Here is a 25,267-nt window from a genome sequence, read left to right on the forward strand (position 1 = left end):
GTGACGAACGTTGGTCGTCACCTCCCGCACCGCGGCCGATTGCACTTTCCATGGCCCGCCGCCTACACTGTCGCCCTGCATTGCGGGTGTAGCTCAATGGTAGAGCTGTAGCTTCCCAAGCTACTGACGAGGGTTCGATTCCCTTCACCCGCTCCATCGCATGAAAAAGGGGACGGAGGGGATTAAGTCGTTAATGGCCACGCCGCCGGATACGACTTAATCCCCTCCGTCCCCTTTTACGTGCCGCGCGCTATGCTTCGCGCTTCCGCACGGCCCGGCCCCGATGAAACTCGCCATCCTTTCCCGCAACAGCAAGCTGTACTCCACCCGCCGCCTGGTGGAGGCCGCGCGCAGCCGGGGCCACACGGTGCGCGTGCTCGATCCGTTGCGCTGCTACATGCGCATCGCCGCCGATGGTTTCAGCATGCATTACAAGGGGCGGCCGATGACCGGGGTGGATGCGGTGATTCCGCGCATCGGCGCCTCGGTGACCCGCTACGGCACCGCCGTGCTGCGCCAGTTCGAACTGATGGGCGCGCGTACCCCCAATCCCTCCGATGCCATCCTGCGTTCGCGCGACAAGCTGCGCGCGCACCAGCTGCTGGCAGCCAAGGGCATCGACATGCCGATCACCGTGTTCGGCGACAACCCGGATGACACCGTCGACCTGCTGTCCATGCTGGGCCCGCCACCGCACGTGGTGAAGCTCAACGAGGGCACGCAGGGCAGGGGGGTCATCCTGACGGAAAAAGCGAGCGCGTCGCGCGGCATCGTCGATGCCCTGCGCGGTCTGTACGCCAACTTCCTGATGCAGGAGTTCATCGGCGAAGCCCAAGGCGCCGACCTGCGCTGCCTGGTGGTCGGTGACCAGGTGGTGGCGGCCATGCAACGCCAAGCGCCGGACGGCGACTTCCGCTCCAACCTGCATGCCGGTGGCACCGCGCAGCCGGCCAAGGCCAGCCGTGCCGAGGCGCAGGTCGCGGTGAGATCGGCCAAGGCGCTCGGGCTGAGCGTGGCCGGGGTGGACCTGATCCGCTCCGCGCGCGGTCCGCTGGTGCTGGAAGTGAACTCCACGCCGGGGCTGGAAGGGGTGGAGGGGGCGTGCAGGGTCGATATCGCCGGGCGCATCATTCAGCATGTCGAGAAAATCGTAAGTCGTTGAATTGTCGATCGAATAGCTTTCTCTTTGCGGATGAGACGCCGATTTAACGACCCTTTAATCGCCCCTGTCGTATCGTCCGTCAAACCGCAGCTCTGCCTCATCAGCAGGATCGGTATCGGGATATGAAACTTCAGACCCGGACGGAGACGTCCGGGTCTTTTTTATGCGACCGCCCACGCCGCCAGCGCCTCGCTTGATCGACCCGCCCATCGCTCGTACAGTTGGGTTTCGTTCATGGAGGAAGCACAGATGAAGTCAGTTCTGATTGCAGCATTCGCCGTTGCGTTCGGTGTGGCCGGTGTTGCCCACGCCAAGATTGATTCCAAGCCTGCCCGCGATTCCGCGCTGGTGCAGCTGGATGTCGAAGAATCCGTCGCCCAGCAGTTGGCTCGCGTGGAAGGGGCCCTGCACAGCGAGCAGTACAGCGAGATCGGGATGGAGGACAAGAGCAAGGTCAGCGCCGCCCTCGCACGCATCCGCGACAACCTGGGCGAGTACGAGACCGTGGAGCAGGCCAATCCGCAGGCCCGCACGGCGATCTATAACGACCAGGAGCTGATCAACACCATCCTGACCCGCGCCCATGCCGACAGCAAGATGGTCTGCCAGCGTGAACGCCTGACCGGCAGCAACCGCCAGACCCAGGTCTGCATGACCGTCGCCCAGCGTCGTGATGCCCGCAACAACGGCACCGAAGCGCTGCGCAACTACAACCGCATCAACCCGTACGAAGCGACGCGCTGATCGTCGCGCAAGCGCGGCCCAACACTGGCGCACGTGAACTCGCCTGTGCTGGTGTTGGGCTCCTTGCCTGCACGGCAGCGGTACTTTCCTCCCTTGATTCCACCATCACATGACTCTTACAGTCAGGGTTCTTTCAAGGAGGAGACCCGCATGAAAACGCTTCACGCCATGGCCTTTGCCATCGCCCTCGGCCTGACCAGCCTGTCAGCCCATGCCTACGTGCAGTCCGAATCGGCCGCCGGCAATACCCGGGCGCCGGTCCAGCTCAATGTGAAGGCATCTGCCCAAGAACAACTGGCGGGCGTGGAGCGCGCGCTGTACAGCGAGCACTACAGCGAAGTGAGCCTGGAAGACAAGAGCAAGGTCAGCGCGGCGATCAACCGCATCCGGACCCGGCTCGGCAATCACGACAGCGTCGAACAGACCACGCCACAGGCCCAGACCGACATCCTGAATGACCAGGCGGTGGTCAATACCATCCTCAGCCGGGCCCATGCGGACAGCCGCATGGTATGCCGTCGCGAGCGCGCCACCGGCAGCAACCGGCCGGAGCGGGTGTGCCTGACCGTGGCCCAGCGTCGCAAGATGCAGGAAGATTCCAAGGAAGGCCTGCGTCGCTTCCAGCACACCAATCGGTGACCTTGACGCTACCTGCGCGCGGTTTCGTGTGAAATGTTAATGCCCGGGTCTGTATGGTTGGCGTCAGCCGGCAACAGCCCCCGGGTCGCAACCTGCGGGTTGCGGCCATGCCGACCCCGGCACCCCATCATGAAACAGAGGTCCCAGTGCGAATTCTCGTCATCGAAGACAACAGTGATATTGCCGCCAACCTCGGCGACTACCTCGAGGACCGCGGCCACACGGTGGACTTCGCCGCGGATGGCGTAACCGGCCTGCACCTGGCCGTGGTGCACGAGTTCGACGCCATCGTGCTGGACCTCAACCTGCCCGGCATGGACGGCATTGAAGTCTGTCGCAAGCTGCGCAACGAAGCGCGCAAGCAGACCCCGGTGCTGATGCTGACCGCGCGTGACTCGCTGGACAACAAGCTGGCCGGTTTCGATTCCGGTGCCGACGATTACCTGATCAAGCCGTTCGCGCTGCAGGAAGTGGAAGTGCGCCTGAATGCGCTTTCGCGCCGCGGCAAGGGTGTGCAGACCCGCGTGTTGGAAACCGGCGACCTGGAATACAACCTGGATACGCTGGAAGTGCGCCGCCAGGGCAAGCTGCTGCAGCTCAACCCGACCGCATTGAAGATCCTGCAGGCGCTGATGGAAGCGTCACCGGCCGTGGTGACCCGCCAGGAGCTGGAAACCCGCGTGTGGGGCGAGGAGCTGCCGGACTCGGATTCGCTGCGCGTGCATATCCATGGCCTGCGTGCAGTGGTGGACAAGCCGTTTGAAGTACCGATGATCCAGACCCGCCATGGCATCGGTTACCGGATCGCCGCGCCGGATGCCTGAAAACGCAGCACCCAGGCGGGCACGCCGGCGCGGACCTTACCGTCGCCGGCTGCGCAGCCGCATCATCGTGTCCTTCGTGCTGTTGGGCTTCTGCCTGACCACGCTGTTTGCGTTCGCCACCAACTGGGCGCGCATGCGGGTGGAAAACCAGCTCGTCGAAGACGTGATGAATCGCAATATTGACGAATATGCGCGGCGTTTCGCGTCTGATTCCAGTCGTAACCCGGATCTTCCCGTGCAGCAGATGTTTGCCCGGCTGGTCAAGCCGGACCGCTTCGAAGCGCTGCGCCAGGAAGAACCCGACTGGTACGAATTCACCGACGGCATCCACAGCGTCAGTGGCACCGATGATAGCGGCCAGCCGTACTCGTACAAGCTCGCCGTGCGCAAGACACCCCAGGCGTGGTTCTTCCTTGCCTATGACATGACCGAAAGCCTGCGCGGGGAGACACAGCTCAACCGCGCGCTGTTCCTGTCGGTGCTGGTGTTCAGCCTGTTGTCGCTGGTGCTGGGCTGGTGGTCGGCATCGAAGGTGATGAAGCCGGTTTCGGACCTGGCCAAGCGGCTGCGGGCCTACCGTGGCGGCACCAGTGATCCCGAGCCGCTGGCCCCGCGCTTCCCGGACGATGAAGTCGGCCAGCTGGCGCAGGCGCTGGATGATTATTCCTCGCGGCTGACCGAAGTGGTGCAGCGCGACCGTGAGTTCAACGCCGACGTCAGCCATGAGCTGCGCACCCCGCTGGCGGTGATCCGCGGCGCCACCGAACTGCTGCTGACCCGACCCGGGCTGGACGAAAAAGTACTGCAGCGCCTGCAGCGCATCCAGCGTGCCGAACAGCAGTGCAGCGATCTGATCGGTGCGTTGCTGCTGTTGTCGCGCAACGAGCGCGGGCAGGGCACCAGCAACGTGGCGCGGGTGGCCGAACAGCTGCTCGATTCGCACCGTGCGCAGCTGGGCGGCAAGCCGATCACGCTGACCCTGGAAGGCGCCCGCGACGTGATCGTGGACGCGCCGGAATCCGCGTTGTCGGTGGCGTTGGGCAATCTGATCGGCAATGCGGTGAAGTATTCGCAGGACGGCGAAGTGCGGGTGAACGTCGGCAACAATGCCGTATCGGTGGCCGACAGCGGCCCCGGCCTGAGCGAAGAAGACGCCGCCAAACTGTTCCAGCGCGGCTACCGCGGCACGCATGCCGGCCACTCGCAGGGCGGCGGCATCGGCCTGTCGATCGTCAGCCGCCTGTGCGACCTGTACGGCTGGCAGGTAAGCGTGCGCCCCGGCGGCGACCGCGGCGTAGTGGCCACGCTGACCTTCGCCCCGAAGCTGCTCGGCTAGCCTGGAAATCGGTAGTGACGGCCGCCGGCCGTCAGCTCCTGCTTTTGCCCTTGCCCTTGGTGGGTGACGACCGTTGGTCGTCACGCCCTCTATTTGGTAGTGACGGCCGCTGGCCGTCAGGGTCCTGCCGCTGCGCTCGCCGAGCACGGCTCGGCGCTACCGTCCATTGTTTACCAGCTCGCACAGCTTGCACGCGTGCCGTACGCTTCAGGACAAGAGGACTGAAACAGGAGGCAGGATGCGCTGGAAAGCAGCAGCCGTGGCACTGGCCTGTGTAATAGCATCAGGTGCTGTTGCGTGGCGCTTACACCACGAAGAACCTTCTTCCAGAACGCCCCCGCTGAACGCCGCCGAATCAGCGCAGACGAAAGGCGTATCCGAACCGGCGCATGAAACGCAGGCAGTGGACGGCCCGACTCCCGTGGCCGAATCGCGGGCTACCGCGTTCTGGCGCAGCCAGCAGTCAGCAGACCTTTCAGCCCTGCAGTGGCAGGCTGACCAAGGCAATGCGATTGCCCAGCGTGAGCTCGGCCAAGCGTACCAGCGATGCTTTCCAGCGCTTGCGAGCCCAACGGACGACTACCTGCGAAGCGCGCGCAACATGGCAGCGAATCTCACGACTGCAGAAGAACGCGCGCTGCTCGCCGGGGCTGCACAATTTCGTCTCCAACAATGCCAGTCACTGGATGGTGGGCAGCGCGTTCCTGCAGAGGCGGCCGCGCTCTGGCTCGATGCCGCCGCAACGCGAGGGGACGTACCTGCGCAGGCGATGGCGGCGTTCCGGTCGTCGGGCGAAGGCAGGCCGGAGCGTGTTGCGGCCGCGTGGGAGCGCGCATTGCGGGAGGCCGATGGGCGCGCCCTGCATGCCCTGTTGGGCAGCGAAAACAGTGCCGGCTTTACCCGCCACCTTGGCACTGTGGTCAAGCCAAATGACGCCCTGGCGGTCATGTCGGTTGTTGCGTGCAGAATGGGAGAGGCCTGCCAACCTGGCGGAGAGGTGATGCTGGAACTCTGCCTCAACGCCTTCCACTGCAGCGACCGTAGTTTCGAGGAGTTGATTTTCCAGCCCGGTGAGCTTGGTGATCGAGAACTCGCGATAAGGGCGCAGATCGATTCCGTCGTGCGCGTCATCGGACGCATGCAGGCGGTAGATTGAGGCCCGGTCCAACGTGCGGCGCGGCCGGTTACTGGCCGGCCAGCGCCAGCTTCAAATAAGCCCCATGCAACCGCTCCACCTGCGCCTGCAGCGCATCCGGGTGACCCTCATTGGCCACCACGTCATCGGCCAACGCCAACCGCTGTGCCCGCGTGGCCTGCGCATCGATCATCCGCTGCGCCAGCACCGCATCATTGCCATCGCGCTGCATCAGCCGGGCAAGCTGCAGGGCCTCCGGCGCGTCCACCACCAGAATCCTGTCCAGCCACGCATACGCTTCCCGCCCACCGGCCTCGGTAAGCAGCGGGATCGCGGCAATGGCATAGGGGCTGGCTGCCTGCTCGCACTGGGTGCGCAGCAGCTCGCGGATGGCGGGGTGGGTGATCGCTTCCAGCGCCTTGCGTTCGGCCACATCGGCAAACACGTGGGCACGCAGCCGCGCGCGGTCCAGCGCGCCATCGCCCAGCAGCATGCCAGGCCCGAATCGTTCGGAAATCATCGCCAGCGCCGGGCTGCCCGGCGCCACCACCGCACGCGCGGCCAAGTCGGCATCGGCGACGGTCACACCCAGCGCCTCGAAGCGCCGGGTCACCTCGCTCTTGCCGGAGGCGATGCCCCCGGTCAGGCCGACAACGAACCGGCTCATCGCAGGCCGGCGTATCTCAGGTAGCCGTCAATCAACGGCTCGCCCCACATGAAGACCAGCCAGCCGGCGATGGCCAGGTAGGGCCCGAAGGGAATCGGCGTGGCGCGGTCACGGCCCCGGCTGTACAGCCAGATCGAGCCCACCACGGCCCCCACCACCGAAGACAGCAGGATGATCGGCAGCACGCCTTTCAGCCCGCACCACGCGCCCAGCGCGGCCAGCAGCTTGAAATCGCCGTGGCCCATGCCTTCCTTGCCGGTCAGCTGTTTGAAGATCCACCACACCGACCACAGCGACAGGTAGCCCACCAGCGCGCCCAGCAGGGCAGGTTTGGCCGGCATGTATAGATTGTCTACCGCGCCGATCAACCCCAGCCACATCAAAGGCAAGGTCAATTGGTCCGGCAGCAGCTGGGTGCGCATGTCGATGCCTGACAACGCCACCAGGAAACAGGACAGCACGATCGCACCAAAGCCCTGCCAGCCGAAGCCGAACTGCCACACGCTGGCGAGCACCAGCACGGCGGTCAGCAGCTCCACCAGCGGGTACTGGATGGAGATCGGCGCCTTGCAATGGCGACACTTTCCGCCCTGGATCACCCAACTGAACAGCGGGATGTTCTCGTACCACGACAGCTTGTGCTTGCAGTGCGGGCAGTGCGAAGGCTCCACTACGATGCCCGGCGGCGGCGGCTCGTAGATGTCCTCCTGCTCCAGCACCTCGTGCGCGTCGCGCTTCCACTGCCATTCCAGCCGCTTGGGCAGGCGCAGGATGACGACGTTGAGGAAGCTGCCGAGCAGCAACCCCAGGCCGGCCGCGGCGGGGTAGCCGAGGACCGGATGCTGGTCTAGAAATGCCATGTGTTATCCAACCACCGCGCCGAGTTTGAAGATAGGCAGGTACATACCGATCACCATACCGCCAACGACCACGCCAATGAAGACCATGATCATCGGTTCCAGCAGGCTGCTCAGCGCGTCGACCGCGTTGTTCACTTCCTGCTCGAAGTATTCGGCCACCTTGAACAGCATGGTATCCAGCGCGCCGGCCTCTTCGCCGATGGCCGTCATCTGCACCACCATGTGCGGGAAGATGTTGACCTGCTTCATCGCCATGTTGACCGGGTAACCGACCGATACGTCATCGCGCATGCGCAGCACGGCCTCTTCGTAGACCTTGTTGCCGGTGGCGCCGGCGACGATGCCCAAAGCCTCCACCAGCGGCACGCCGGCCTTGAAGGTCACCGCCGTGGTACGGGCGAAGCGGGCGATGGAGCTGTTGTGCATGATCTGGCCGATCACGGGCACCTTCAGGATAAGGCGATCCATGGCGTGTTGCATTTTTGGCGAGCGTTTGTAGGCCATGATTGAGCCCACTATCGCTGCGATCAGCACCATCAAAATCAGCCACCACCATGCCGTCATGAAGCGAGACATGTTCACGATCATTTGAGTGAAAGCGGGAAGCTCCGCGCCGAAGCCGGCAAATACTTCTTCGAACTGCGGAACGACGAACAGCAACAAAATCGAGGAGACGATCAATGCAACGGCCATGACCATCGCAGGGTAGAAAAGCGCCTTTTTGATCTTACCCTTGAGTGCTTCAATGTTCTCTTTGTAATTAGCGACCGTGTCCAGCACGGTTTCAAGAACACCCGCACCTTCGCCTGCTCTTACAAGGTTGCGGTAGAGCTCATCGAACTGCACCGGATGACGGCTAATGGCTTCATGTAGCGAGGAGCCACCTTCAATGTCTGCGCGGATGCTATCAACCATCTTCTTCATCCGCGGGTTCTTGTGGCCCCCGCCAATGATTTCTAGCGACGACACGATGGGCACGCCAGACTTCATCATGGTCGCCATCTGGCGGCTGAAGAAGGCGATGTCCTTTGGAGACACCGGCTTGCCAGCTTGGCCGAACAACGGCTTGCTCTTCGCCTTTACTACCTTGGGCGTTATGCCCTGGCGCCGCAGTTCGGCCTTGAGCAGGTTGGCATTCTTCGCCAGCTGCTCGCCTTTCATCTTGACGCCACGCTTGTCGGTCCCCTCCCAGACAAAAGGCGCCAGCTCCATAGTGTTGCGCACTACGGGCTCTTTTCTGATCGCACTGCGACTTGCTGACATTTTGAGCTCCCCGGCCTGCCATCCCCAGCAGGCATCTAGCCGCAGATGCTAGCGGATTCCAGTCGTTCTGGGCAGTCCAGTGGGGGGTGACGCGCTTAGGGCGTCGAGATGGGCAAAAGGTGACGTGCTGCGTCACATTGCTGGGGCCATCGCAGAACCTGGAATCAGGGCTTCCCAATCGGGGAAATGCTGGCATCATTGCCGCCGGGAAGATGAGGAGGGCGTGCCGGGGAAGTTGGCACGCAACCTGCGTAGTTTTCCTCTGCAAGGTGCTGCGGCCCGCTCAACCGGTGGGACTACCGGCTCCGGCAGCAGTTCCTTTCCACACCACCTAATTCCTTGGGGACGTAAAAATGAAGAACCAGAAGGGCTTTACCCTGATCGAACTGATGATCGTCGTCGCGATCATCGCCATCCTGGCTGCCATCGCTCTGCCGGCTTACCAGGACTACACCATTCGCTCGCGCGTCTCTGAAATGGCCGTTCTGGCGTCCGGTGCAAAGGCGACCATTGGCGAGAACATCGCCAGTGAGAATGCCATCAATGACAATGCCTGCCGTGGCGTGGCTACCTTCAACACCCCTACTAACAACACCGCATCGCTGGCCTGCGCCGCTGGCGTTGTGACCGTGACCGGTACCACGAAGGCTGCTGGTGTTGTGCTGGTTTACACCCCGACGCTGGTGGCAGCTGGTACCAACTGGGCTTGCTCCTCGGCCAGTGACGACAAGTACCTGCCGGCTGAATGCCGCTAATTGATTGATTCTGCAGCTTTAGCCGCAGACTTGCGATCGAAAGAAGGGTCCTGCCATGCAGGGCCCTTTTTTTTATGCTTCTGGAGTGTGTCGCTTCGATCTTGCGTAATGCTCAGCCCAGCTGAGCGGATTCGCTTATTAAACTGAACTGTAGGCGATCGACAAATCAGCGAGAGATGCATTGGAAAACCAGCGAACCAGAGCCCTCTACCTCCTCCCCATCTTCATTCTCTCCGGCTTCGCGGGCCTCATCTACCAATCCCTGTGGAGCCAGTACCTCGGCCTGTTCCTCGGCCATTCGTCCCACGCCCAATCCCTGGTCCTGATGCTCTTCATGGGCGGCATGGCCCTCGGCGCATGGTGGGCAAGCCGTCGCAGCACTGACTGGCGCTACCCGCTGCTCGCCTACGCGGCCATCGAACTGCTGATCGGCCTGCTCGGCCTCGCCTTCGATGGCATCTTCCAGGGCGTCACCGGCTGGGCATACGCTCACCTACTGCCCGGCCTTGACGGGCAGGGCGCCACGGCATTGCGCTGGACTATCGCCACGGTGCTGGTGCTGCCGCAGTGCATCCTGCTCGGGGCCACTTTCCCGCTGATGAGCGCTGGCTACCTGCGTGTGCAGCCACACGCGCAGGGAGAAGTGCTGGCCGGGTTGTACTTTGCCAACAGCATTGGTGCGGCGGCGGGGGCGCTGGCGTCCACGTATCTGTTGTTGCCGGCGCTGGGGTTGCCGGGCGCGGTGATGGTGGCGGGTGCGTTGAATGTGCTGGTGGCGGTGCTGATTTATCCGTTGGCGCGGGCTGGGGAGTCGGCTGCCGGGTGTCGAGCGAGCTCAACACTACCTGGTGGGCAGGGGGAGTCGGCTGTCGGGTGTCGAGCAAGCTCGACACTACCTGGTGGGGCGGGGGATTTTGAGGGAGGGTGTCGAGCAAGCTCGACACTACCTGTCGGGCGAGATCGAACGGTGGGGACGGTGCTTTGTATTGCGCTGCTTACCGGGGCCAGTTCGTTCGTTTATGAAATTACGTGGGTGCGCATGCTGTCGCTTGCGCTGGGTACTACGCTGCATTCCTTTGAACTGATGCTGGCTGCGTTCATTGCCGGCATTGCTTTTGGCGGCCTGTGGCTGCGTCATCGGGCGGACCGCATGGCCTCGCCGCTACGGGCGGCGGGCTGGGTGCAGGTGCTGATGGGCTTGGCTGCGCTTGCATCGATGTTCGTCTATGCGCAGGCGTTCGAGTGGGTCGGCTGGCTGATGCGGGTGATTGTGCGCAGTGCGGAGGGCTACGGGTTGTACAGCGTGGCCAGTGCGGTGATTGCGGTACTGGTGATGTTCCCGGCGGCGTTTTTCGCGGGCATGACGCTGCCGTTGTTGACGCTGGCGCTGCTGCGGCAGGGGCGCGGGGAGAAGGTCATCGGGCAGGTGTATGCGTTCAATACAGTGGGCGCGATTGTCGGTGTGCTGGCGGCGGTGCATGTGCTGATGCCGATGTTGGGGCTGAAATACGCGTTGCTGGTGGCGGCGGTGGTGGATGTGGGGTTGGGGGTTTGGTTGTTGTGGCCTGGTGGGGTTATGGGGGTTGGGGCAGGAGCAGGATCAAAAGCGTGGCGACCAACGGTCGCCACCCACCAAGAGCAAGAGCAGGTCGCCACCCACAGAGGTGCTTTGCTTGCCGTGGGGTTGGGAATCGCCGGTGTGATCGCAGCGGTGGCGCTGGTGCGGTTTGATCCGCTGGTGCTCAGTTCTTCGGTGTACCGGCATGGCGGTGCGCGCTTGCATGACAGCGCGAAGATGCTGTTCTTCAAGGACGGGCAGACCGCTACGGTATCGGTGTTCGAGACTGATCGCGGGGCGGGGCCGGTGCGCTCCATCGCCACCAACGGCAAGGTGGATGCGGGCATGACAGTCAGCGTGGACCAGGAGCCGAGCGGTGATGAATCCACCATGGTGCTGCTCGGTGCGTTGCCGCTGGCGCTCGGCCATGGCTTCGAGCGGGTGGGGGTGATCGGATTCGGTTCCGGACTCACCACGCATACGTTGCTTGGCGATCCGCGCGTCGGCCAGGTGGATACGGTGGAGATCGAACCGGCCATGGTGGAGGGCGCCAAGCTGTTCGGTGATCGCGTTTCGCGCGCGTATACCGATCCGCGTTCGCATATCGTCATCGATGATGCCAAGGCGCATTTTGCCGGCAGTGGGCGCCGCTACGACCTGATCATTTCCGAGCCCTCCAATCCGTGGGTGGGCGGCACGGCGTCGTTGTTCAGCGATGAGTTCTACGCGTTCGTGCCGGGCCAGCTCAACGACGGCGGCCTGTTCGTACAGTGGCTGCAGCTGTATGAAATCACCCCGGAACTGGTGTCCTCCGTGCTGGATGGACTGGTGGATCATTTCAGCGATGTGCGTGCCTATCTGGCGAATGATTCGGACTTGATCATCGTGGCCACGCCGAAGGGAAGACTGCCCGAGCTCAATGCAGGTGTGTTTGAACATCCGGCGCTGCGTACGGAACTGGCGCGCGTGGGTGTGCACGGACTGGATGACCTGCGCGATACGTACGCGATGGGTGATGCGGCGCTGCGTGCTTACCCGGCGCTTTATCCTTCGCCGCGTCATTCTGATTACCACCCGATCCTCACCTTGCGCGCGCCGGTGGCGCGTTTCCAGCAGGGGTATGTGGGGGACGTGGAATCGATCATGACCGCTCCCTGGCCGCTGACCCGTGCGTGGGGCGGGCCTGAGCCGCGCGTACCCCCGGCGGAAGGCGCCCAGCTGAACCTGCAGGTGCTGCAACGTCGCAGCACTGCCTATCTGTTGTCGCAGCGGCTGCAGCACGGCGCGGATCTGCCGGGCGGTGGCGACCATGCGTTGGCCGATGCGCTGCGTGCCTTGGGTGAGCGCTGTGAGCTGGAGATCACCCCCCTGGAAACGGCCGGGCTGGTGTTCTTCCTGGCCGGTGAAACCGTGCCGTTCCTGCCACCTGCCGAGCGCGAGGCGCTGTGGGTGCGGCCGACGTGGCGGCCATGTCCGCTGCGCGATCCTACGGTCATCGATGCGCTGGCGCTGGTGTCTGCTGCGGCCACCGATGATCATGCGCAGGTTCTGGAAAGCGGCCAGCGCCTGCTGGAAGGCCCGCACAGTGTTGGGCTGCTGGCCGATGCGCGATCGGGTTATTACCTGTTCGGGGCGATGCAGTACGCGGCGTGGGCGAGCGGCGATACGGTGCTGGCGCGGGCATTGTCGGATCGCTATTGGAACTCGCTCGGTACCGATGCGCGGGCCAGCGGGCGGTTGAGGTTGCTGACCTATATGGCGGCGTTGGGGAAGCAGGAAAGGTAGCGCCGAGCCGTGCTCGGCGAGCGAAGCGGTAAAGGCAAAAGCATGACGACCAACGGTCGTCACCCACCCAGGCAGGAGCTGACGGCCAGCCGCCGTCACTACCGCAGAGCAGGTAGGTGTCGAGCTTGCTCGACACTTGGGCGAGGCTGGGTGTCGAGCAAGCTCGACACTACGGGAAGGTCGGCGTGTCGCGGTAGGCGTGGCTTCGCTTCGGTGCGAGCACGCGGAACGAGTTCGAGATGGGGCCGACGGCCGTGCTGAGTGCGTGGCCTGCCGCGCATCGCTTTTGCAGTTTCGCCCATGTACGCAAGCGCTTACGGCTGATGCTATGGACACGCTGGCGACGAAGAGCGTCAGCCGGGATTGCCATCCTGCAAGAATCAAGCTTTTTGCCTCTGTTTTGCCCTTTGGGCACGGCGGAGAATGCGCTGCATCGCGTGCCGGTCTCATGGCGGGCGATGTGGGGGATCCCTGATCCGCCGGGCTTTTCCTGCTTGATTCTCCGGTATGGCAACCCGCATCGCCCGCCACCTTGCGCCTCGGCGCAGGTGGCCTCAAGCCGTGTGAGGTACGCAGATGGAATCGCATTACCCCCTTGCCGCCAAGCGGCTGTACGCCCTGCTGGGCGACAAGATGCTCGACTTCCCACCGCACTTCATCGAACGCCTGGAACGGCGGTTGGAAGCGTCTGAAACTTCGCGCACCAACAAGCACGTAGTGGTCCCATTGCGCTTGGTTTCAGACGTCGATGCCGAGGCAGCGCCAACCGGCAGCGACGGCCCTGAGGAGCCCCAGCGCGCCGCGCTGGTCGCCGTTCCCCTTCGCACCCTGCAGGCGTTGGCATCGATCTTCGAAGTCCTGCATGCGGTGCACCTGGGTAAGCAGGATGTGCAGTCGGAAGGTTGTGTCACCAGCTTGATGGTGGAGGGGCTGATCCTCTCCGGACGCGACCTGGTGCGTTCATCGGCCGATGCCATGTGGATCCCGCCATGACGCCCTGCGAGCGTGCCAACGCCCGCGCGGCCAACCCGCGCTCCGCCGAGACGGCCGAGTATCTGGATGCCCGCCTGCACATGGCCAATTATGAGGAATCCACGTTCGCGCGCTCGCTGCTGCTGGCAGCCGAGCTGCACGGCATCCAGCATGCGGCACGCGAGTGCGGGCTGAGCGACGAAGCCATGCGCCGGCAGTTGAACGGTACCCGTCCCCTGTACTTCGACAGCGTGCTGGGCGTGTCGCGGGCGCTGGGTCTGCAGCTGCGGGTGGAGGTTGTTTGAGGGGGGACTATATTGACCCGGCACCCGGGCCGTTGATGTCGGTGCAGAGATGGATCCGTCTGGAGGTGCCCAGGGGCACCCTCACAACCTGATTTTCAACGTGATCCGCAGCGGCCCAGTGGCGCGCGTGTCCCACGGCTCACGAAGTCAGCGATGCGGGGGACTGCTTGGAGCCTGATTGTTGCGGCTAGCCACGCCGCCCAACTCATGTTCCGCGGCCAAAGCCAGATACGCCGATCGGGACATACGCCGCAACGCCGCTGCTTCATCGATCCTACCCACCAGGTACTCTGGCAGGCTGATATTCAAGCGTACTGCTCTCGTGCTGAGCTTGGACAGGTCGACATCAATCAGCATCCAGAAGCCACCGGTGTATTCGTCGCTCTGGCTGTAGCGATCCAATTGCGATGCGGGCCCAGGGCCGGCTGATTCGCCTTCATACATCGCTTCTACTGCCTCTTGCACCATGCGTGGTATATCGGCTGCTTCGTCGGCCGCAGAGAAGACGCCAGGAAGATCAGGAATGGTGATGCCGTAGGCGGCGCCTGGTTCGTGGTGGACGTATACGGGATAGAACATCAGGTCCTCCATCCGGGCATGGGAGTATTAGCCCAGATGCTCCCTTGCTACACAAGTCTACACAACAATTTTCAAGAATTCCTCAATCACGTACGCGAGCCGGCTGCATGGACCATGAGCTCCGAGCAGCACGCTACCCGGCGGCGTTGTCTGATCGGCGTTGGTTCGTGAAAGCGCAATCGAGGTGGGGTGTCGAGCAAGCTCGACACTACGGTGAGCGCGGTGAAATCGGCGGTCTCAGGGTAAGATGGAGCCTGCTGCAGGGGGAGCCAGCAGCGGACCAATATGCAGCTGTACGGGGCGGGATGCGCCGGGCGGCACACAATGAGGAACCGCATGAACGCAGTCGCCACCGCAAATCTCGTCGGTATCACCGGTATTGCCCGTCGGCTGGTCCAGGACGGGGCGCTGGATGAAGCCGGCGCACGCGATGCGATGGCCAAGGCGACCGCCGCGCGGTTGCCGCTGCCGCAGTGGTTCGCGCAGAACAAGGTCGTCACCGCCGCCCAGCTGGCCGCGGCCAATTCGCTCGAATTCGGCATGCCGCTGTTCGATGTCGGCGTGTTCGATGCCAACCAGAGCGCGATCAAGCTGGTCAGCGAAGAGCTGCTGCGCAAGCACCACGTGCTGCCGCTGTTCAGGCGCGGTGGCAAGCTGTATGTGGGCACCAGCGACCCGACCCATTCCCTGGATGAAATCAAGTTCCACACCAACCTGGTGGTGGAACCGATCCTGGTGGACGAAGACCAGATCCGCCGCACGCTGGAACAATGGCAGACCAGCCACGATTCGATGTCCTCGCAGATGGGCGACGACGACGAGGGCATGGCCAATCTGGAAATCGGTACCGATGACGACAACAGCGCCGGTGATTCGGGAATCGACGCCAAGGGCGATGACACCCCGGTGGTGAAGTTCGTCAACAAGGTACTGGTGGATGCGATCCGCAAGGGCGCCTCGGATATCCATTTCGAGCCCTACGAAGACGATTACCGCGTGCGCCTGCGCATCGACGGCCTGCTGAAGATGGTGGCGCGTGCGCCGGTGAAATTGAACCAGCGCATCGCCGCGCGCCTGAAGGTCATGGCGCAGCTGGATATCGCCGAAAAGCGCGTGCCGCAGGACGGGCGCATCAAGCTCAACCTGAGCAAGACCAAGCAGATCGACTTCCGCGTCAGTACCCTGCCGACGCTGTTCGGTGAAAAGGTGGTGCTGCGTATCCTGGACGGCAGTGCGGCCAAGCTGGGCATCGACAAGCTGGGTTACGAACCGGACCAGGAGAAGCTGTTCAAGGACGCCATCCACAAGCCCTACGGCATGGTGCTGGTGACCGGCCCGACCGGTTCGGGCAAGACGGTTTCGCTGTATACCGCGCTGGGCATCCTGAACGATGAAACGCGCAATATCTCCACCGCCGAAGACCCGGTGGAAATCCGCCTGCCCGGTGTCAACCAGGTGCAGCAGAACAACAAGCGCGGCATGACCTTCGCCGCGGCACTGCGTTCGTTCCTGCGCCAGGATCCGGACATCATCATGGTCGGCGAAATCCGCGACCTGGAAACCGCCGAGATCGCGATCAAGGCCGCGCAGACGGGCCACATGGTGCTGTCCACGCTGCATACCAACGATGCGCCGCAGACCATCGCGCGCCTGATGAACATGGGTATCGCGCCGTACAACATCACCAGTTCGGTGACGCTGGTGATCGCCCAGCGCCTGGCTCGCCGGCTGTGCAACAACTGCAAGCGCCGCACCGAACTGCCGGCCCACGCGCTGCTGGCCGAAGGCTTCACCCAGGCCCAGCTGGATGCGGGTATCGAGCTGTATGAAGCCGTTGGCTGCGATGAATGCACCGAAGGCTACAAGGGTCGTACCGGTATCTACCAGGTGATGCCGATGACCGATGAGATTTCCACGATCATCCTGGCCGGCGGCAATGCGCTGCAGATCGCCGAAGCCGCCCAGGCGATCGGGGTGAACGACCTGCGCCAGTCGGCGCTGGTGAAGGCGAGCAAGGGCGTGACCAGCCTGGCCGAGATCAACCGCGTCACCAAGGATTGACGGTAGTGACGGCCGCTGGCCGTCAGCTTCAGGGATTGACGGCCAGCGGCGGTCACTACCCCCCCCGCCGTCACGACTGTGAATGATTTCACCTGCAACTGTCATCGGGATCGTGTCTAATACGACTCCCCACCGCGACACCCCACGCTCATGTCCCTCCAATCCCATGGCCCCGCGCCGTGCGACGACGCTGACGGCCACCTCGTCACCGCTGGTCCGCTGACGCCGCCGCCGGATATCGCCGGCACCCCGCAGGACGACCGCGCGCTGCGCCATTCCCATGCCGAAGACGTGCAGGGCATGGTGCTGGCAACGCTTGTGGCCTCGTTGGGCCTGGCGATCTTCGCCAAGGGCGGGCTGATGATCGGCGGCATGGCCGGGCTGGCCTTCCTGATCCATTACGCTGCCGGCTGGAACTTCGGGCTGGTGTTCGTGCTGGTCAACCTGCCGTTCTACTGGGTGGGCGTGCGCCGGATGGGCTGGGAGTTCACCCTGAAGACCTTCGCGGCGGTCACCGCCTGCGGCATCCTGACCGACCTGCTGCCGCGCTGGGCGGATTTTGCCCATATCGCGCCGTTGTATTCGGCGCTGGTGGGCGGTGCGCTGGCCGGGCTGGGCATTCTGTTCTTCATCCGCCACCGCGCCAGCCTGGGCGGCATTGGCATCCTGGCGGTGTACCTGCAACGGACGCGTGGCTGGAGTGCCGGCAAGGTGCAGATGAGCTTCGATGCGATGCTGATGCTCGTGGCATTCAGCGTGCTGTCGCCGATCCAGGTGATGTATTCGGCCATCGGCGCGGTGGTGCTCAGCCTGGTGCTGATGTTCAACCATCGCCCGGGCCGGTACATGGGCGTTTGAGGCAACGATCGACGCGAGAAAACTGATGGCCAGCGGCCGTCGCTACCGGGTGGATCGCCGCGCCGGGGCGAAAGGCCGCCGAGCATGGCTCGGCGCTACCGGGTGGGTCGCGGCGCCGGGTAGTGACGGCCGCTGGCCGTCATCCCCGTTGGTCAACGCGACGGTTGGGACCAGGCCGGTTTCAGTTCCAGGATCCGCTTCTGCACCGGGCAGTCGTCGGCGTGGGCGCCTTTCAAGTAGCCCAGGCTCATCAGGAATTCGCCGGTGATCTCCCCGCCGGTGAACCGGAAGGTCTTCTTGAACAGCTTCACCCAGCCGGCCTTGTCCAGCGGGTGGTGCGCGTCCAGCCATTCCACGAAGCCACCATGGCTGGCACGCAGGCCCTGGATGACCTGCGCATTGTGGATGGCGGCCAGCACTTTCAGCCGGTTGCGGATGATGCCTGCGTCGCCCAGCAGGCGGTCGATATCCGGCTGTGCGTAGGCCGCCACGGTGTCCACGTCGAAGCCGTCGTAAGCGCGGCGGAAGCCTTCGCGCTTCTTCAGGATGGTTTCCCAGCTCAGCCCGGCCTGGTTGATTTCCAGCAGCAGACGCTCGAACAGCTCGGCTTCTGCGCGCTGCGGGAAGCCGTATTCGTGGTCGTGGTAATGCCCGTGGACCGGGTGGCCCGGCGCGATGCTGCAGTATCCGCTCATGGTGCTTCCCCAGGTTCTTTGGCCAGGTTGCCGATACTGGACGGGGCGCTGCCTTCCACTACCAGTTCCGGCCAGCGCGGCGCTTTCAGCGTCAACCGGCCACCGCGCAGGGCCGCCTCGATGGCGGCGGCCTGCGTGTCGGTTTTCTCGCGCAGGAACGCATAGGAGCCCACCGTCCACCAGCCGGCCGTACCAGATGCGTGCAGCTGGCAGTAAGCACCGGAGCGTGCGATGAGACCACACAGCAGCACGTCGGCCTGACCGTCGCCATCGAAATCACGGGTGGTGACCAGGCAGCGCGCGTCGGCCTCCAGGCAGCCGCCTGCTTCCACCTTGCGCGCCACCATCGCGTCCCACCAGCTGTCCGGGGGCGTGGCGGAGCCTTCGGCCAGCACCAGCCGCTTGCGCAGCGCGGCCAGGTCGCGGATGCCATCGTCGATCACCTGCTCCCCGCCGCCCCAGTACGCCGTGCGCGCCAGGGCCTGGGTGGCCACGCTGGCCGCCCGCGCATCGGCAGTAAAACGGGGATCCTGCTGCAGGTCGCGCAGTGTCGCCACGCCCCGCCGGCCGAGGTCGAAGCGCAGCATCATCGCGTCCGCCGTGGTGATGCCATCAGGGTTGGCCAGCAGGCGTGCCTGCTGGCTGGCGACGGTGATCCGTACCGGGTCCAACAGCGGCGAACTGGCCAGCAGCGCCGCGCCCAGCACCCCCCAGCACATGATCCGGTTGGCCGGCTCCAACCGCTGCAGCCAGCGCCCGCGACCGAACGGGGCCAGTGCATAACCGAGCGCATAGCCGGTCACCAGCACCGCGATCAGCAATGCCCAGAAACGCTCCAGGGTCCAGCCGTACTGGCCGATGCGCAGCCACACCGCGTACAGCGCCAGCGCGGACAGCACCGGCAGCGCCAGCAGGCTGGCTTCCACCAGCCGGCGCAGCCAGCGCGGGTAGGGCGGCTGGTCGTTGTCATGCTGGTACACCGCGTTGGTGAAGGTGACCAGCAGCAGCGCCAGCACCAGCAGCAGCGAGGCGGCCGACCGGGTCTCCCACAGCGGCTGCAGCCCGGTGAACGGCAGGCTCAGGGTGAAGATCACGGTGATGAAGGACAGCAACGGCAGCAGCCCCCGGCACACCGCGAACAGCACCTGGCGGGTGATCTGGATGGCGCGTTGCTGGGTGCGCCCGATCAGGATGCCGAAGCCGGCCAGGGTGCCGGTGGCCAGCGCGATGAAGGCATCTTCGCGGAACAATTCGGTGAAGAACGTGATCTTCAGCAGGCCGAACAGGGACGCCCACAACCACAGCAGCAACCAGGTCAGGCCGGTGAACAGCAGCGCCAGCGCCAGGGTCAGGCCGTTCTGCCAGGCGCGTTCGAACAGCGCATCGTAGCTGGCGCGCCAGTGGCCGTGCTGCAGGCGGTGCTGCCACCACGGCAGGCTGATGAAGGTGGCGATCGCCATCGCCAGCGAGAACGGCATGCGCAGCGGTTCTGATCGCAGGCCGGGTTCTCCTTCCAGGTTCCAGCCGATCCAGCTGGCCAGCCCCAGTACCACCACCGATGCCAGCAACGCGTGCAGCCACAGCCGACGGTCACGCAGGTCCACCACGGTCAGTGCGATGGCGCTGGGAACGCTGAGCACCCACGCATACCAGCGATAGCGCGATCCGACGTCCTGCAGCGGCCAGCTTCCGTCGAGCTGCTGCGCCAGATACAACAGCAGGCCCTGCAGCAGGGCGATCAACACAATGGCACTTCGGGTGGATGGGGGCAGCGTCGTGCTGGGGGACATCGCAGGCTCCTTGCTCGGTGGCCGCCATCCTACCGTCTCACGCGCCTGCACACGGCCCAGCGGTTAGAATGCAGCCATGTCCGAGATTTCGACTTCCCTTGCCCATCACCTGCTGGTCGCGCTGCCCTCCTTGGCCGACGAGCCCTTCGCCCGCAGCGTCGCGCTGATCTGCCAGCACGACCAGAACGGTTCCATGGGCGTGCTGGTCAACCAGCCCTCGGACTACACCATCGGTGAAGTCCTGGCGCAGATGGACATCACCACGGATGACGACGAACTGCGCCAGCGGCCCGTGCTTAACGGCGGCCCGGTGCACCCCGAACGTGGCTTCGTCATCCACGACGATGCGCGTCCGTGGGAGTCCAGCCTGCTGGTCGGCGAAGGCGTGTACCTGACCACCTCGCGCGACATCCTGGAAGCGATGGCGCGCGGTGAGGGGCCGGCCAATGCGCTGGTCACCCTGGGCTGCGCCGGCTGGGGCGAAGGCCAGCTGGAAGGCGAACTGGCCGACAACAGCTGGCTGACCGTGCCGGCCGACGCCGACCTGCTGTTCCGCACCCCGTACGAGCAGCGCTGGCAGGGAGCTGCCGCGCGCATCGGCGTGGACCTGTTCCGGCTGACCGATTACAGCGGCCATGTCTGAGCCGGCGGCCATCCGCCGCGACGGCACCGTGCTCGGCTTCGACGTGGGCTCGCGCCGCATCGGCGTGGCCATCGGCAGTGCCTTCGCCGCGCATGGGCGCGCGGTGGCGGTGATCGACGTGCACGGCAGTGGCCCGGACTGGGGCGCGGTGGAACGCCTGATCAAGGAGTGGAGTCCGGACGGCCTGGTGGTGGGTGACCCGCTCACCCTGGACGGCCAGGACCAGCCCAACCGCAAGCGCGCGCAGGGCTTTGCCCGCCAGCTGCGGGAACGTTTCAAGCTACCGGTGGCGATGATCGACGAGCGTTCCAGTTCGGTCGAAGCCGCGCGCCGGTTTGCCGTCGAACGCGCCGAAGGGCGCAAGCGCCGCCGCGATGCCGCTGCCCTGGATGCGGTGGCCGCTGCGGTGATCATCGACCGCTGGCTGTCTTCACCGGACGACGCCACCCCCATTCCCTGACCTGCCGACCGCCTGCCCATGACTGCCTCGCAACTCGATTCATCCGGACGCCTGCGCCACCTGCTCACCCTGCAGGGCCTGCCACGCGAAACCCTGCTGCAGTTGCTGGACCGCGCCGGCCAGATCCGCGATGCGGCCGTTGGACGGGTCGGCAACAAGCGCGCGGTACTGGCTGGTTCGGCGGTGTGCACGCTGTTCTTCGAGCCGTCCACGCGCACCCGCAGCTCGTTCCAGCTGGCCGCGCAGCGGCTGGGCGCGGACGTGCTGAACTTCGATGCGTCCACCTCGTCCACCCGCAAGGGTGAGACCGCGACCGACACGCTGCGCAACCTGGAAGCGATGGGCGTACGCGGCTTCGTGGTGCGCCATCCGGACGACGGCGCGGTGGCGGCACTGGCCGCGGCGGCAGGTGAGGGCACCGCGCTGATCAATGCCGGCGACGGCCGCAGTTCGCACCCCACCCAGGGTCTGCTGGACATGCTGACCCTGCGCATGGCCAAGGGCAGTGATTTTTCGAAGATGAAGGTGGTGATCGTCGGCGACGTAAAGCATTCGCGCGTGGCCCGCACTGACCTGCACGCGCTGCGCACGCTGGGCGTGGGCGAGATCCGCGTGTGCGGCCCGCAGTCGCTGCTGCCAGACGATGACACGCTGAAGGGGTGCGTGGTCGGCCAGGACTTCGATGAGATGCTGGAAGGCGTCGATGCGCTGATGATGCTGCGCCTGCAGCGCGAGCGCATGGAAGAAGGGCTGGTGCCATCGCTGGAGCAGTACCACCAGCAATACGGCCTGCACGCCGCCCGCCTGGCCCGCGCCGGCAAGGATGCCGCGGTGCTGCACCCCGGCCCGATCAACCGCGGCGTGGAAGTCACCGACGAAGTGGCCGACGGCCCGCAGTCGTGGGTACTGCGCCAGGTCGCCAACGGCGTCGCCGTGCGCATGGCCGTACTGGAAACGTTGCTCGGCTGAAGGTAATGACGGCCGCTGGCCTGGTAGTGACGGCCGCTGGCCGTCAATCGACCCCCCAAACGCACCACGCAAACGGATACTCCCCGATTGCACACGCCAGCCCGGCACGCACCGGGTTGGCGAGGATATATCTCGCCTGCCGTTCAAGCGATTCATCATTCCTCACCGCATGATCGAAATACCCCGCTTGCCACACGCGCCCCACGGTTCCGCTCATGCGATTGAGCGCCAGCGCGCTCGATGACTTTACGCGTCGGGCAAGTTGCGCAAGCGTTCCCGACTTCAGTTCCAGCATCCAGTGCATGTGGTCCGGCATCACGACCCAGGCAAGCGAGCACACGCGTCCCTGAGTCTGCATTTCATGGAATTGATTGATCACGCAATCGGCCGAGGCTTTTGTCAGGAACCTGCGTTGTCGCGCGTGGCATGTAGTACTCAGGACGTAAACCTGCCCGGGGAGGGACCGTCGTCCGCGATTCAGTTGTTCACTGCTCATGCGCCATCGTGCGATGGAGGGAGGTGCGTTGGAGTAGGGGGAGCGGGCAGGCTGGGGTCAGCGCGTGGTGCTTTGACGGCCAGCGGCCGTCACTACCGAGCGTCGATGCTGCGTTGTCAGCGCTTCTGCGCCAGGAGCCAGGTCCACATCGCGGTATCGGCATAGGTGGCGTCCCAGGCGTTGTGGTTGCCTTCGGGATACTCGGTGTAGCGTGCGTCCGCAGCACCGACGGCCTTGAATGCCGCATGCAGCTTGCGGTCATCGTCGGGCAGCACGACATCATCTTTCGCACCATGGAACATCCATACCGGCACGTTCTTCAGGCGCTGGGCCAGCGCGGCGTAGGGGTCTGCTTCGTTGGCGACGGCGGCGACGAAAAGGGTCTGGCGTTCTTCGCGCGGGGCGATCACCGCGCCACATACCGGCACGATGGCTGCGAACCGGTCCGGCGCGGAAAGCGCGATGTTCCAGCTGCCATAGCCGCCCATCGACATGCCGGTCAGGTACTGCCGCGACGGATCCGCCGGGAACTCGGCCAGCGTGGCATCCAGTGCCGCCAGCGCGACGCGGTTGTTCAGGCCGTCCCATTCCTGCCGGTTGGGCACCTGCGGCAGCACCACCAGCGCCGGGAAGGTGCTGGCGTGCTCGCGCAGGTACGGTCCGATGCCCGCCGTGGTCTGCTTCATGCCATCGCGGCCGCGCTCACCGGACCCATGCAGGAACAGTACCACCGGCAACGGCCCGGCCGCGCGCACGGCATCGGCGGGCACGAACACCTGGTAACGGGACACGTGGCCGTCCACGGTAACGCTGCGCGATTCAAATCGCCCAGCCGCGGGGTCCGGCGTGGTGGCACAACCGACCAGCGACATCAGCAGGGTGGCGGCAATGGTGAAGCGCAGCAGCAGGCGATGCATGACAAATCCTGGCAGGATGAAAACGCTTCCATCCTAGCGGCCTGCGCATCCGCCGGCATCGTGCAGTGCATCAGTCCGGGCGCGGGAAACTGGCGATGATCTCCAGCTGCTGCTGGGCTTCTTCATTGCCCGAAGCCGCAGCGGCCTGCACCTGGTCGATATCTGGATGGACCACGATCAGCAGCGGGTTTTCGCACACCGGGCAGTCGTACTCGGTCACGTCCTCGGCCAGTTCCATCACCATCGCGCGCGAGCTGCCTTTCCACTCGCAGGCTGCGCAGGTGTGCTGCTGGTCGCGCCAGCCGGCCTGGAAATAGTTGTCTACGGTGGTGGCCATGGTCGGTACCGGTCAGTGCAGCAGGATGAGGGTGGCCAGGCCGAGGAAGCTGAAGAAGCCCATGACATCGGTCACCGCGGTCACCACCACGGTACCGGCCACGGCGGGGTCCACGTTCATGCGCTTGAGCATCAGTGGCAGCAGCACGCCGGCCAGTGCGGCGGCACAGAAGTTGATCATCAAGGCCAGGGTGATGACGATCGACAGCAGCCAGCTGTGGAACCAGACGAAGGCGATCAGGCCGACCAGCAGGCCGATCAGGGTGCCGTTGATCATGGCCACCCGCAGTTCTTTCCACAGCAGGATCCTTGCGTTGCTGGGGCCTACCTGGCCGAGCGCGATACCGCGCACCATCAGGGTCAGCACCTGTACCGCGGCATTGCCACCGACGCCGGCGACGATCGGCATCAGCACCGCCAGCGCGACCACTTTCTGCAGGGTCAGTTCGAACTGGCCGATCACGCTGGCGGCGAGGAACGCCGTGCACAGGTTGATGCCCAGCCAGACCACGCGGCCGCGTACGGCGCGCTTGATCGGCGAGAAAAGATCTTCTTCTTCGTCCAGGCCGGCCGCGCCAAGTGCCTGGTGCTCGGCCTGCGAACGGATGATATCCACCACGTCATCGATGGTGATGCGGCCGAGCAGGATGTTGTTGTCATCCACCACTGGCGCTGAGACCCAGTCATGATCGGAGAACTGCCGCGCCACTTCATCGGCACTCTCGCCAACGTCGATGGCCGGCTGCTCGTCGTCGATCAATCGGTTGATCGGCGTGGTGTCTTCGTGGGTCACCAGTGCCGCAAGCGAAAGCCGCCCCAGGTACTGATGCCGGCGGCTGACCACGAACAGATGATCGGTGTGGTCGGGCAGTTCGCCGCGCAGGCGCAGGTAGCGCAGCACCACGTCGACATTGACGTCGGCGCGCACGGTCACCACGTCCGGGTTCATCAGGCGGCCGGCGCTGTCCTCGGGATAGGACAAGACCTGTTCCAGCCGCTCGCGGTTTTCGCGGTCCATCGACTTGAGGACTTCGTCGATGACGGTGTCGGGCAGGTCTTCGACCAGGTCGGCAAGGTCATCGATGTCCAGGTCTTCGACCGCGGCGATGATCTCGTCCGGGTCCATGTCCGCCAGCAGGCTTTCGCGCACCTCGTCGCCGACGTGGACCAGCACCTCGCCGTCGTCTTCCGGGTCCACCAGGCCCCACACCACTTCGCGCTTGCCGGGCGGCAGCGATTCAAGCAGGTTGCCGATTTCGGCCGGGGCCAGCGTGTTGACCAGGCGACGCACGGGGCCCAGTCGACCACTGTCCAGCGCATCGGAAAGCAGGCGCAGCTGGCGCGCGGTCTTGTCGTGGCGTACGGCCTCGGCCATCGGAACTCCCGCAGGAAAGAAAAGGCTGCGATCCTGGAGAGGATGCGGCATGAGGGGTGGTCAGCGCGTCATTATCGCCTGCG

The 25,267-nt window shown here is 64.6% G+C and carries 25 protein-coding genes and 1 tRNA gene; 16 read left to right on the forward strand and 10 right to left on the reverse strand.

All coding sequences use genetic code 11. From position 1 onward, the window contains the following. Positions 1-82: 82 nt before the first annotated feature. From SOM47_RS04635 to SOM47_RS04665, 7 genes are all read left to right on the forward strand, one after another. Positions 83-156, forward strand: a tRNA-Gly gene (locus SOM47_RS04635). 127 nt (positions 157-283) lie between these two features. Next, positions 284-1,162, forward strand: a complete 879-nt coding sequence (gene rimK / locus SOM47_RS04640; protein WP_320504895.1) for a 30S ribosomal protein S6--L-glutamate ligase — start codon at positions 284-286, stop codon at positions 1,160-1,162. Positions 1,163-1,411: 249 nt separating this feature from the next. Then, entirely contained in the window at positions 1,412-1,906 is a 495-nt protein-coding gene (locus tag SOM47_RS04645; protein ID WP_320504896.1) for a hypothetical protein, read from the forward strand. A 150-nt stretch (positions 1,907-2,056) separates the two neighbouring features. Further along, positions 2,057-2,545: a hypothetical protein gene (locus SOM47_RS04650; protein ID WP_320504897.1), complete on the forward strand. Its 489-nt coding sequence runs from the start codon at positions 2,057-2,059 to the stop codon at positions 2,543-2,545. Between the two features lie 146 nt (positions 2,546-2,691). Then, entirely contained in the window at positions 2,692-3,369 is a 678-nt protein-coding gene (locus tag SOM47_RS04655) for a response regulator transcription factor (protein WP_057687381.1), read from the forward strand. Continuing rightward, the gene (locus SOM47_RS04660) at positions 3,362-4,705 is read left to right on the forward strand and encodes a sensor histidine kinase (RefSeq protein WP_101100953.1); all 1,344 of its coding nucleotides are present in this window, start codon (positions 3,362-3,364) and stop codon (positions 4,703-4,705) included. The genes SOM47_RS04655 and SOM47_RS04660 overlap by 8 nt, the downstream gene beginning before the upstream one ends. A 238-nt stretch (positions 4,706-4,943) precedes the next feature. Beyond that, on the forward strand, positions 4,944-5,861 hold the full coding sequence (locus tag SOM47_RS04665) for a hypothetical protein (RefSeq protein WP_320504898.1): 918 nt from the start codon (positions 4,944-4,946) through the stop codon (positions 5,859-5,861). A 28-nt stretch (positions 5,862-5,889) separates the two neighbouring features. Here SOM47_RS04665 and coaE read toward each other — a convergent pair whose 3' ends face one another. Genes coaE through SOM47_RS04680 form a run of 3 tightly spaced genes read right to left on the reverse strand, consistent with a single transcriptional unit; the run spans position 5,890 to position 8,630 of the window. Further along, positions 5,890-6,507 carry a dephospho-CoA kinase gene (gene coaE / locus SOM47_RS04670; RefSeq protein ID WP_320504899.1) on the reverse strand — a complete coding sequence of 206 codons (618 nt, stop codon included), beginning with the start codon at positions 6,505-6,507 and terminating at the stop codon, positions 5,890-5,892. After that, positions 6,504-7,367 (reverse strand): prepilin peptidase, encoded by an 864-nt coding sequence (locus SOM47_RS04675; protein WP_057687384.1) that lies wholly within the window; start codon positions 7,365-7,367, stop codon positions 6,504-6,506. The genes coaE and SOM47_RS04675 overlap by 4 nt, the downstream gene beginning before the upstream one ends. Positions 7,368-7,370: 3 nt before the next feature. Continuing rightward, positions 7,371-8,630: a type II secretion system F family protein gene (locus tag SOM47_RS04680; RefSeq protein WP_320504900.1), complete on the reverse strand. Its 1,260-nt coding sequence runs from the start codon at positions 8,628-8,630 to the stop codon at positions 7,371-7,373. Positions 8,631-8,983: 353 nt separating this feature from the next. On the opposite strand from SOM47_RS04680, the gene SOM47_RS04685 reads away from it, so the two are divergent. The 4 genes from SOM47_RS04685 to SOM47_RS04700 all read left to right on the forward strand — a co-directional run bounded on the left by SOM47_RS04685 (position 8,984) and on the right by SOM47_RS04700 (position 14,005). Continuing rightward, positions 8,984-9,385: a pilin gene (locus SOM47_RS04685; RefSeq protein ID WP_320504901.1), complete on the forward strand. Its 402-nt coding sequence runs from the start codon at positions 8,984-8,986 to the stop codon at positions 9,383-9,385. Positions 9,386-9,710: 325 nt separating this feature from the next. Then, positions 9,711-12,728, forward strand: coding sequence for a fused MFS/spermidine synthase (locus SOM47_RS04690; protein WP_320504902.1), 3,018 nt, complete (start codon positions 9,711-9,713; stop codon positions 12,726-12,728). 576 nt (positions 12,729-13,304) lie between these two features. Continuing rightward, positions 13,305-13,721, forward strand: coding sequence for a hypothetical protein (locus SOM47_RS04695; protein WP_320504903.1), 417 nt, complete (start codon positions 13,305-13,307; stop codon positions 13,719-13,721). Beyond that, a complete protein-coding gene (locus SOM47_RS04700) occupies positions 13,718-14,005 on the forward strand; it encodes a hypothetical protein (RefSeq protein ID WP_320504904.1) in 288 nt (95 codons plus the stop codon). Before SOM47_RS04695 ends, SOM47_RS04700 begins: the two co-directional genes overlap by 4 nt. 147 nt (positions 14,006-14,152) lie before the next feature. Here the strand turns inward: SOM47_RS04700 and SOM47_RS04705 are convergent, their stop codons facing one another. Further along, positions 14,153-14,584, reverse strand: coding sequence for a type II toxin-antitoxin system HicB family antitoxin (locus tag SOM47_RS04705; RefSeq protein ID WP_320504905.1), 432 nt, complete (start codon positions 14,582-14,584; stop codon positions 14,153-14,155). 336 nt (positions 14,585-14,920) lie between these two features. Here SOM47_RS04705 and pilB point away from each other — a divergent pair, with 336 nt between their 5' ends. Both pilB and SOM47_RS04715 read left to right on the forward strand, forming a co-directional pair. Beyond that, a complete protein-coding gene (pilB, locus tag SOM47_RS04710; protein ID WP_042614623.1) occupies positions 14,921-16,645 on the forward strand; it encodes a type IV-A pilus assembly ATPase PilB in 1,725 nt (574 codons plus the stop codon). 150 nt (positions 16,646-16,795) lie between these two features. Continuing rightward, the gene (locus tag SOM47_RS04715) at positions 16,796-17,503 is read left to right on the forward strand and encodes a YitT family protein (RefSeq protein WP_042614624.1); all 708 of its coding nucleotides are present in this window, start codon (positions 16,796-16,798) and stop codon (positions 17,501-17,503) included. A 152-nt stretch (positions 17,504-17,655) separates the two neighbouring features. On the opposite strand, the gene SOM47_RS04720 is transcribed toward SOM47_RS04715, so the two are convergent. Together SOM47_RS04720 and SOM47_RS04725 are read right to left on the reverse strand one after the other, a co-directional pair. After that, positions 17,656-18,198, reverse strand: coding sequence for a DNA-3-methyladenine glycosylase I (locus SOM47_RS04720; RefSeq protein ID WP_320504906.1), 543 nt, complete (start codon positions 18,196-18,198; stop codon positions 17,656-17,658). Then, entirely contained in the window at positions 18,195-19,988 is a 1,794-nt protein-coding gene (locus SOM47_RS04725) for a DUF4153 domain-containing protein (RefSeq protein WP_320504907.1), read from the reverse strand. The genes SOM47_RS04720 and SOM47_RS04725 overlap by 4 nt, the downstream gene beginning before the upstream one ends. Positions 19,989-20,064: 76 nt before the next feature. Here SOM47_RS04725 and SOM47_RS04730 point away from each other — a divergent pair, with 76 nt between their 5' ends. From SOM47_RS04730 to SOM47_RS04740, 3 genes are read left to right on the forward strand one after another with little or no spacing between them, the layout of a single operon-like run. Beyond that, positions 20,065-20,631: a YqgE/AlgH family protein gene (locus tag SOM47_RS04730; protein ID WP_192083056.1), complete on the forward strand. Its 567-nt coding sequence runs from the start codon at positions 20,065-20,067 to the stop codon at positions 20,629-20,631. Then, entirely contained in the window at positions 20,624-21,091 is a 468-nt protein-coding gene (gene ruvX / locus SOM47_RS04735) for a Holliday junction resolvase RuvX (RefSeq protein WP_042614628.1), read from the forward strand. The genes SOM47_RS04730 and ruvX overlap by 8 nt, the downstream gene beginning before the upstream one ends. Positions 21,092-21,109: 18 nt before the next feature. After that, positions 21,110-22,060 carry an aspartate carbamoyltransferase catalytic subunit gene (locus SOM47_RS04740; RefSeq protein WP_101100831.1) on the forward strand — a complete coding sequence of 317 codons (951 nt, stop codon included), beginning with the start codon at positions 21,110-21,112 and terminating at the stop codon, positions 22,058-22,060. Between the two features lie 43 nt (positions 22,061-22,103). Here SOM47_RS04740 and SOM47_RS04745 read toward each other — a convergent pair whose 3' ends face one another. The 4 genes from SOM47_RS04745 to mgtE all read right to left on the reverse strand — a co-directional run bounded on the left by SOM47_RS04745 (position 22,104) and on the right by mgtE (position 25,184). Then, complete coding sequence (locus SOM47_RS04745) at positions 22,104-22,556, reverse strand: REP-associated tyrosine transposase (protein ID WP_320504908.1); 453 nt, start codon at positions 22,554-22,556, stop codon at positions 22,104-22,106. Between the two features lie 116 nt (positions 22,557-22,672). Next, positions 22,673-23,473, reverse strand: coding sequence for a carboxylesterase family protein (locus tag SOM47_RS04750; protein ID WP_320504909.1), 801 nt, complete (start codon positions 23,471-23,473; stop codon positions 22,673-22,675). A 70-nt stretch (positions 23,474-23,543) separates the two neighbouring features. Next, entirely contained in the window at positions 23,544-23,810 is a 267-nt protein-coding gene (locus tag SOM47_RS04755) for a hypothetical protein (protein ID WP_042614632.1), read from the reverse strand. A gap of 12 nt (positions 23,811-23,822) precedes the next feature. Then, a complete protein-coding gene (gene mgtE / locus SOM47_RS04760) occupies positions 23,823-25,184 on the reverse strand; it encodes a magnesium transporter (RefSeq protein ID WP_042614633.1) in 1,362 nt (453 codons plus the stop codon). Positions 25,185-25,267: the final 83 nt, after the last annotated feature.

This window comes from Stenotrophomonas sp. CFBP8980, assembly GCF_034046095.1.
Lineage (GTDB): Bacteria > Pseudomonadota > Gammaproteobacteria > Xanthomonadales > Xanthomonadaceae > Stenotrophomonas > Stenotrophomonas lacuserhaii.

Bases quoted from the DNA above. Each gene is read 5' to 3' on its own strand.
- SOM47_RS04720 (WP_320504906.1), bottom strand. From the start codon at position 18,198: ATGAGCGGATACTGCAGCATCGCGCCGGGCCACCCGGTCCACGGGCAT.
- SOM47_RS04690 (WP_320504902.1), top strand. From the start codon at position 9,711: ATGCTCTTCATGGGCGGCATGGCCCTCGGCGCATGGTGGGCAAGCCGT.
- SOM47_RS04705 (WP_320504905.1), bottom strand. From the start codon at position 14,584: ATGTTCTATCCCGTATACGTCCACCACGAACCAGGCGCCGCCTACGGC.
- SOM47_RS04650 (WP_320504897.1), top strand. From the start codon at position 2,057: ATGAAAACGCTTCACGCCATGGCCTTTGCCATCGCCCTCGGCCTGACC.
- SOM47_RS04730 (WP_192083056.1), top strand. From the start codon at position 20,065: ATGTCCGAGATTTCGACTTCCCTTGCCCATCACCTGCTGGTCGCGCTG.
- SOM47_RS04745 (WP_320504908.1), bottom strand. From the start codon at position 22,556: ATGAGCAGTGAACAACTGAATCGCGGACGACGGTCCCTCCCCGGGCAG.
- ruvX (WP_042614628.1), top strand. From the start codon at position 20,624: ATGTCTGAGCCGGCGGCCATCCGCCGCGACGGCACCGTGCTCGGCTTC.
- rimK (WP_320504895.1), top strand. From the start codon at position 284: ATGAAACTCGCCATCCTTTCCCGCAACAGCAAGCTGTACTCCACCCGC.
- SOM47_RS04755 (WP_042614632.1), bottom strand. From the start codon at position 23,810: ATGGCCACCACCGTAGACAACTATTTCCAGGCCGGCTGGCGCGACCAG.
- pilB (WP_042614623.1), top strand. From the start codon at position 14,921: ATGAACGCAGTCGCCACCGCAAATCTCGTCGGTATCACCGGTATTGCC.
- SOM47_RS04660 (WP_101100953.1), top strand. From the start codon at position 3,362: ATGCCTGAAAACGCAGCACCCAGGCGGGCACGCCGGCGCGGACCTTAC.
- SOM47_RS04675 (WP_057687384.1), bottom strand. From the start codon at position 7,367: ATGGCATTTCTAGACCAGCATCCGGTCCTCGGCTACCCCGCCGCGGCC.
- SOM47_RS04685 (WP_320504901.1), top strand. From the start codon at position 8,984: ATGAAGAACCAGAAGGGCTTTACCCTGATCGAACTGATGATCGTCGTC.
- SOM47_RS04750 (WP_320504909.1), bottom strand. From the start codon at position 23,473: ATGCATCGCCTGCTGCTGCGCTTCACCATTGCCGCCACCCTGCTGATG.
- SOM47_RS04740 (WP_101100831.1), top strand. From the start codon at position 21,110: ATGACTGCCTCGCAACTCGATTCATCCGGACGCCTGCGCCACCTGCTC.
- SOM47_RS04645 (WP_320504896.1), top strand. From the start codon at position 1,412: ATGAAGTCAGTTCTGATTGCAGCATTCGCCGTTGCGTTCGGTGTGGCC.
- SOM47_RS04700 (WP_320504904.1), top strand. From the start codon at position 13,718: ATGACGCCCTGCGAGCGTGCCAACGCCCGCGCGGCCAACCCGCGCTCC.
- SOM47_RS04665 (WP_320504898.1), top strand. From the start codon at position 4,944: ATGCGCTGGAAAGCAGCAGCCGTGGCACTGGCCTGTGTAATAGCATCA.
- SOM47_RS04725 (WP_320504907.1), bottom strand. From the start codon at position 19,988: ATGTCCCCCAGCACGACGCTGCCCCCATCCACCCGAAGTGCCATTGTG.
- SOM47_RS04715 (WP_042614624.1), top strand. From the start codon at position 16,796: ATGTCCCTCCAATCCCATGGCCCCGCGCCGTGCGACGACGCTGACGGC.
- coaE (WP_320504899.1), bottom strand. From the start codon at position 6,507: ATGAGCCGGTTCGTTGTCGGCCTGACCGGGGGCATCGCCTCCGGCAAG.
- SOM47_RS04680 (WP_320504900.1), bottom strand. From the start codon at position 8,630: ATGTCAGCAAGTCGCAGTGCGATCAGAAAAGAGCCCGTAGTGCGCAAC.
- SOM47_RS04695 (WP_320504903.1), top strand. From the start codon at position 13,305: ATGGAATCGCATTACCCCCTTGCCGCCAAGCGGCTGTACGCCCTGCTG.
- mgtE (WP_042614633.1), bottom strand. From the start codon at position 25,184: ATGGCCGAGGCCGTACGCCACGACAAGACCGCGCGCCAGCTGCGCCTG.